Genomic DNA, 4159 nt, shown 5'->3' with positions numbered 1-4159 from the left:
GAATATCGGCGTCGACAAAATTCAGCGTCACCGGTTGATCGCCCAAAGGATTGCTCGGCAACGCAATGCCCGACGCCGCCGACCCACTGCGCGCACTCTTGGATATGTTGTGCAGTTGCTTCGGCACAGGTCGCGCCTGCGCCTGCGCGCGTTCGCGGTCGAGCACTGCGTCGCCGCTGCGCTGAGTATTGGCCAGCGGTCGACCGAGTTCACTGTCGACCAGCAACGGCGGCTGGTTTTGCGGTGTGCTGGTGTTGCTGCACGCGCTCAACGCCATCAGCAACATCGGCAACGCCAGACGTGCCGGTTTGGATCCTGACCCCTTCATGAAGCTTCCTTAGCGCCCAGCGCCTGATCCATGCGAACGGTGCCTGACAAAGTGCCGGCGGTGACTTCGGTCGAGGGGTTGTCCGCGCGTTGCAAACGGGCCTCGACCACTTGCAGAGAAAGTTGTGCCGGGTTGCTCAGCAGCCAGTCGAGCACGGCGTCGGCGGGCGCCGCGTCGAAGGTCAACTGCCAGGCACCCTGTGCCTCCTGTAATTGGTAATGCCCCGCCAGGCCGCTGGCTTGCAGAGTCTGCTCCAGCGACTGCGCCACGCTTTGCCCGTCCGGACGCACGCTGACTTCGCGCAGCAGCACTTCCAGCGCCTCGGTCTGCGCGCGCAGCTTTGGCGTTTCGGTTTGCCAATAAGTGATTTTCTTCAGCGGTGGCTGGATCAGCGCGACCCACAGCAGCAGGCCGACCAGCGCGATAGCCATGCCGCCGACCATGCGTTTTTCACGCAGGGCCAACGGCTGCCAACGCGCCTGCACCTGAGCGTTAAAGCGTTGCCACTTGGCGCGGTACAGCGCGAGCGAGGCCTTATTCATCTTCTTCTGCTCCGCCGCTGTCATCGCTGTCGCTTGGGGTGGCTTCAGTGGCCGGACGCAAGGTCCAGCCTTCGTCATCTGCCGTCACACTGATACCGGCCTGGGCCAAAGTGCTTTGCCACTCCTGATCATTACCGCCACGACGGGCGTCGCTGAGCAGACTCAGTTGCAAGGCGCCGTCGACAAACGCCAGCCGCTCGACACTGCCAGCCATCGACGGCATGCCGCTGCCGGCCTGCAACACCAGCCGATTAAAAGTCTGCGCCGGATCATCCGCCGCACCTTTCTGCCGCGCCGCCAGTTGCTGACGGGCCTGTTGCAATGGATTGAGGATTAACGGCAACTCGGGGAAGGCCTGCTTTACCCGCAGGTTCATCTGGGTTTTCAATTGCTGACCCTGCCCGGCCTCGCGAGCGGCATACAGGTTCAAACCAATCACCCAAACCGCCACGGCCAACGCTGACAGGGCGATCGCCCTGCCCCAGCCGCGATGCTCGGTATTTTGCTGCTGGACCGCGCCATGCAGTCCCCACCCCGGTAGCGGCCCGGTCCAGCGCTGCGCATCCGCCATCGGCAGTTCAGCGCCCGGCGGTGGTTGATCACCGATCCAATGCAAAGTGATGCCCGGCTCCCACACGACACCGTCAAAACCGTCATCGAACAACGGCTGCACCCGCGCCGCTTGCACGCTATCGCGCAACAACAGATGCCCGTCCTGCACACACGCGACGGTACCGGGCAGCACCGGCAAACTGTACGGCGCCGGATAGAGGCCACGCAGGTTCAGCCCAGCGCTTTTGAGCAACTGGCCAAAACGCAACAAGTGCTGCCGAGGCGCCCAGGCGATCTGCACCTGCCCGGCCTCGTCCCGCGCGCTGTGCGCAATGTGCATCTCGCTGCTGTCGCCCAGCATCAAGGCCTGCGCCGCACACTGCACCGCCGCGACAATCTTGTTGGCCGGCAGCGGCGGTAAATCGAGACTCGCCAACAGACTGTCAGCCGGGTGCAGAAAACACACCAGCGGCGGCAGTTTCGACTGCTGACTCAACTGGCTCAGACTGTGGCGTTCTTCCCGCGTGACTTGGCCCTGACGATCCAGCCAGGCGCAGTGCAATTCACTGTGCAGATCCAGTTCCGCCAAGGGCGGCAATGCCACCTTCAACTGGCTCATACGCCCACCCGCGACCAGATCACCTGCGGCAAGCGGTCCTGGCTGCGATGCAGCAACGCCTCAAGACTGACCCGCCGCTGATCGCGCCGCGCCTCACCGCGCAGGCGAAACCAGTCACTGGTGATGCCGACCTTGACGCTGGTCAGCTCAAGTTGCGGCATGCGCAAACGGTTAACGAAATCGCCCCGGTTGATAAACCAGCGCCCGGCATCACGCTCGGCAATCAGCGCATTGGCACGCTCCAGCGACAGCCCCGGCACATACGCGGCCAACACTGGCGCGGTGGCGGTGTTGCCATTGAGCCAAGTCGTCGCCGGAATCACCGTCAGATACGGCGCCAGTTTGCCCATGACCGCCTCATTCACGCCGTCCAGGCTGCGCAAATCATCAAGGCCGCGCAGCATCGGCATTGTCGGATTCTGCGGTTTGTGTGAAGCGTTAGGCGAGGTCGCGCGACCACTGTAAAAACCACTTTTCGGCGCTTCAGCAATCTGCGCATTCAGCAGTCGCGGGTAAGACGCAATGACCCGCTGGCTGATGCGCTGACTCAACCCGGCACTGACCCCAATCAACTCACACAAGCGCTGAAACGCTGCGACCTGCGCCTCATCGACCCGCTCATTGGCGACCAGATTGCGCAGGTTGAACTTGCCCTGCTCATCCTCCAGTCGTCCTTCAAAACCTTGCGCGGAGAGACGCTGCGCCCATGGCTGATCGAGCCGGGTCAACGGGTCGCGCTGACGTGCATCCCAGAGCAATTGACGGCTGATCTCCAACCCGCCCTGCACCAGCCAACGCCCCTGCACACGCTGCTGATCCGCCTCCAGCGCACGGGTCGACACGCTCTGGCGCGTCAACATGCCCGCCGCAATCACCGCCACCACGGCCGCAATCAACAACGCGCTGATAATCGCCATGCCCTGTTGCTTCGCCCCCTCAGGCGAGCGGCTGTTCATGGCCGGCCTTACAACTGCCAGGAACCGATATCGGCATTCACGCCGTCGCCGTCAGGCTGACCGTCGGCACCGAGGGAAAAGATGTCGATCTCGCCATTCGCGCCGGGGTTGAGGTACTGATAAGGACGCCCCCACGGATCGTTCGGCAAGCGCTCCAGGTACGAACGCCAATTGCTGTTCTTCGCATCCGCCGGCCGCTCCACCAACACCTTCAGCCCCTGATTCATGCTCGGGTAAGTGCCGTGATCGAGGCGATACAACTTCAACGCCTGCATCAACCCACCAATATCCTGCTTCGCCGCCGTCGCCCGCGCCTGATCCGGCCGGTCGAGCACCTTGGGCACCACCATCGCCGCCAAAATCCCCAGAATCACCACGACCACCATGATCTCGATCAGGGTAAAACCCTGCTGCCCACGCGGCGTGCGCAACGGTTGCTGAAGCGATTTGAAAGGTGCGATATCCATCTCGACATACCCTGGCTTGATTCGATTCGACGCGCAGTGTTGCAAGAAGATATGTCAGTGATGTTGAAAATCCTCGGGTGTTTTCGTCGTCAAGCCGTCAAGCACGCGGGTTAGCGTCGAGGGCTGGGTTTGGGTTTTGGGCGATTTATGCGTGCGCGTTCGCGGGAAGCGGGTTTCACATTGATTGAAGTGCTGGTGGCGCTGGCGATTATTGCCGTGGCGATGTCGGCGGCTGTGCGGGTGGCGGGGTTGATGACGCAGAGTAGTGGGGTTTTAAGGGATCGGTCGGTGGCGTTGATTGCGGCGCAGAGTCGGATGGCGGAGTTGCGGTTGGAAGGTAAGTTGCCGATGGGGATGAAGGCGCAGGAGTGTGATCAGGGGCGGTTGTTGTTGCGGTGTGAGCAACTGATCAGCGCAGCCGAGAACGGCCGCTTACTCAAGATTGGCATTCAGGTATTTGACCGTAATCAGGATGCGCCGCCGTTGGCCAGGCTTGAGACTTTAATGTCCCGAACCGAAAGCCCCTCACCCTAGCCCTCTCCCAGAGGTAGAGGGGACCGATTGGGGGATATTCGCGAGCTACACCGACTTGAACGTCTTTCATTGAATCCAAATTCGCCAAGCTCACAAAGCCAAATCGAAGGCCCTTCACCAAAACCATAATCACCAAAATCTTCCAGGTCGACGTACCCCGC

The 4159-nt window shown here is 61.7% G+C and carries 5 protein-coding genes and 1 pseudogene; 1 reads left to right on the top strand and 5 read right to left on the bottom strand.

Going from position 1 to position 4159, the window contains the following annotated elements; genetic code table 11:
• The 5 genes and pseudogenes from ACW9IR_RS28895 to gspG all read right to left on the bottom strand — a co-directional run.
• Nucleotides 1–328: pseudogene (locus ACW9IR_RS28895) on the bottom strand (type II secretion system secretin GspD); the annotation flags it as partial.
• Nucleotides 325–870 carry a type II secretion system protein GspM gene (gene gspM, locus ACW9IR_RS28890; RefSeq protein WP_457466015.1) on the bottom strand — a complete coding sequence of 182 codons (546 nt, stop codon included), beginning with the start codon at nt 868–870 and terminating at the stop codon, nt 325–327. The pseudogene ACW9IR_RS28895 and the gene gspM, both read right to left, overlap by 4 nt.
• Nucleotides 863–2041 (bottom strand): type II secretion system protein GspL, encoded by a 1179-nt coding sequence (gspL, locus tag ACW9IR_RS28885; protein ID WP_457466013.1) that lies wholly within the window; start codon nt 2039–2041, stop codon nt 863–865. Before gspL ends, gspM begins: the two co-directional genes overlap by 8 nt.
• The gene (gene gspK, locus ACW9IR_RS28880) at nt 2038–2997 is read right to left on the bottom strand and encodes a type II secretion system minor pseudopilin GspK (RefSeq protein WP_457466011.1); all 960 of its coding nucleotides are present in this window, start codon (nt 2995–2997) and stop codon (nt 2038–2040) included. Before gspK ends, gspL begins: the two co-directional genes overlap by 4 nt.
• A gap of 8 nt (nt 2998–3005) precedes the next feature.
• Nucleotides 3006–3464, bottom strand: coding sequence for a type II secretion system major pseudopilin GspG (gene gspG, locus ACW9IR_RS28875; protein WP_007918211.1), 459 nt, complete (start codon nt 3462–3464; stop codon nt 3006–3008).
• Nucleotides 3465–3611: 147 nt separating this feature from the next.
• Here gspG and gspI point away from each other — a divergent pair, with 147 nt between their 5' ends.
• On the top strand, nt 3612–3998 hold the full coding sequence (gene gspI, locus ACW9IR_RS28870; protein ID WP_457466009.1) for a type II secretion system minor pseudopilin GspI: 387 nt from the start codon (nt 3612–3614) through the stop codon (nt 3996–3998).
• Nucleotides 3999–4159: the final 161 nt, after the last annotated feature.

The organism is Pseudomonas sp. SDT291_1_S447 (genome assembly GCF_054070155.1).
This window is presented reverse-complemented; position numbering and strand designations above follow the sequence as displayed.

What these genes read in the sequence shown, in the direction of transcription:
- gspK (WP_457466011.1), bottom strand. Translation starts at nt 2,997, where the DNA reads ATGAACAGCCGCTCGCCTGAGGGGGCGAAGCAACAGGGCATGGCGATT.
- gspL (WP_457466013.1), bottom strand. Translation starts at nt 2,041, where the DNA reads ATGAGCCAGTTGAAGGTGGCATTGCCGCCCTTGGCGGAACTGGATCTG.
- gspG (WP_007918211.1), bottom strand. Translation starts at nt 3,464, where the DNA reads ATGGATATCGCACCTTTCAAATCGCTTCAGCAACCGTTGCGCACGCCG.
- gspI (WP_457466009.1), top strand. Translation starts at nt 3,612, where the DNA reads ATGCGTGCGCGTTCGCGGGAAGCGGGTTTCACATTGATTGAAGTGCTG.
- gspM (WP_457466015.1), bottom strand. Translation starts at nt 870, where the DNA reads ATGAATAAGGCCTCGCTCGCGCTGTACCGCGCCAAGTGGCAACGCTTT.